This is a genomic window from Psychrobacter sp. AOP31-B2-9 (assembly GCF_052378005.1).
GTDB lineage: Bacteria > Pseudomonadota > Gammaproteobacteria > Pseudomonadales > Moraxellaceae > Psychrobacter.
The window spans coordinates 1-1,970 of sequence record NZ_JBQSXG010000243.1 but is presented as its reverse complement, the minus strand read 5'-3'; the positions used below and the strand labels follow the sequence as shown (position 1 = coordinate 1,970).

1 protein-coding gene is annotated in these 1,970 nt (G+C 41.0%); it reads right to left on the bottom strand.

The genetic code is table 11. The features are described from left to right. Window positions 1-135: 135 nt before the first annotated feature. A complete protein-coding gene (locus ACT3SX_RS14830) occupies window positions 136-1,260 on the bottom strand; it encodes a protein rep (protein ID WP_444761823.1) in 1,125 nt (374 codons plus the stop codon). Window positions 1,261-1,970: the final 710 nt, after the last annotated feature.

Below are 1,970 nucleotides of genomic sequence, written 5' to 3'. Positions count from 1 at the left end.
ACGGGTAAAGGGTTTCCGTGTATAACAAATGAAGGTCACACTGTTATACAAATTGACAAAAAAACGCCCCTTAGCACAGCAGGGCTAAGGGGTTACGTGTATGACAAGGCGATTTTATTTTAGGCTTAATTTTGCTTACTCGTTATGGTTCGGGTTATACATGTAACCGCCTTTTGACTCATAAAACGTAAAGTTCAAACGGCGGTCATCGGTTTCGGTTGTTTCGTCATCGTTGCCAGTGTCGATCATATCCTCATTGGTAATATCATCATCTTGCTTCAGGGCGTCTTTGAGCAATCCACCAGTAGCCACAAAACGTAAGCGGTATGTTTGTCTTGTCAACTCATAAAACCAGTCACGACTTCTAGGATTTTCGGCATCATGGGTAATATCATCAGGCTTTGTAGCGTATTTCAAGGTTTCAGCAATCGCCCCACGCATACCATCATCATCAGCACCCTTTTTCGGTTTAACAGTTCTAATATCTACTTGCGGCATATAATCAATACGAAGACAATCAGCCCAAAGCTCTTGCCACCGTTGACGTTTGATATAATTCCTACCAAAGTAAGACGGGTCAACCATCAAAATAACGTGAAAATGTGGGTGTGCGTGGGTGTTGCCAGTTATCGGACAAACCCTTTTGTATTTCTTGTCTTTGTCTTTGGGGTCTTTGGGGCGTGTGACTTCTGTTGTGCGTACCCAACCCTTAACAGCCGCCATAAATTCCTTGCGCTTAATCAGCCTTTGCCATGATTTGTTCATGTGCTGCAAGGTTTCGCGCAAGTCATCAATGGGCGGATTTTTGAGCGTCAAGGTTAAAAATATAAAGCGGTGTGTAGGGTGTGTTTGTATGATGCGGTCATAGGCTTGGTACATGAGAGCCTTCCAGAGTAGTGTTTTTCGCCATTGACACGTTGTACAGTGGCGTACACGACAGAAACCAGCTTGTTTTAATACCAAGCCGTCATCCTCGTTATATCCAAACTTTAAAAATCCGCTACACTCATCCATACGCTCGCTATATCGCTCAAATTCGCTGTTTAAGGCGTATATTTTACTTACATAGGATGTATGTAGCCTGTGAGTGTCCCAAACGCTGTCACGGGCAGATAAGGACGCTAGAGAGACATCTACGCCTTCGGGCAAGTCGTTATCGTAGAGAAAATCAATTAATTCTGCAGAAGGGATATTTTTATCAACGTTTTCGTTATGCTTTTTAATATTTTCGTTGACAGTGGTTGCGTGATTTGGGAACATAAATAAAGACCTTGTATTCGTTTGTTTCTAGACAATTCCGACGATACGAGGTTTTTTTACGCCTGTCAATTATTCTTTTTCCAGTTTTTTACCCAATAATTTTAATATAAACCCTTATGTCATATAGCCTAAGAGCAATCATAACCCCTATTTCTAATCCGCTACTTAGACCTAATGTATCAAGTAAAGGAAAAAACGCCCAAAATCACCCCTATTTTTGGGTCAAAATTGGCAAATCACGCAACCATCACTCAGCATAATTCACCCCAAATCACCAAAAATAAAGCCGTATTGGATACGTCACTACTTTTCGGTAGTGACGTATCCAATACGGCAATTATCAAAATCTCAATGAATTAGGGCTGATTACCCACACACCCAAGCCAATCTTTTTAACTGATTATGTCATAGTATCAAGGTAGTATTTTGGCAAAAAAGACTGCCAAAATCTCCACCTTGACACCATGCCCTAACCAGTTTTTTTGTGGCTATGGGTGCAATGGGTAGCAATGTTTTTAACCCCGTAGGGCGATGTTTTGATTTTATAAATGTGTGACCGACAGGGATAAACATATGTAAAGTCGAAAACTCGCTCTTATCTAAAAAGACAGATAAGAGATAAAAGCAAAACTACGAAAAGACTCTATCGTGCCGATGGCAAAATATTGATACACACACCATGCAACTGGTTGCAAACGACTTAAAGCCAC

Excerpts from the sequence above, each read along its gene's own strand:
- ACT3SX_RS14830 (WP_444761823.1), bottom strand. The coding sequence starts at position 1,260 with ATGTTCCCAAATCACGCAACCACTGTCAACGAAAATATTAAAAAGCAT.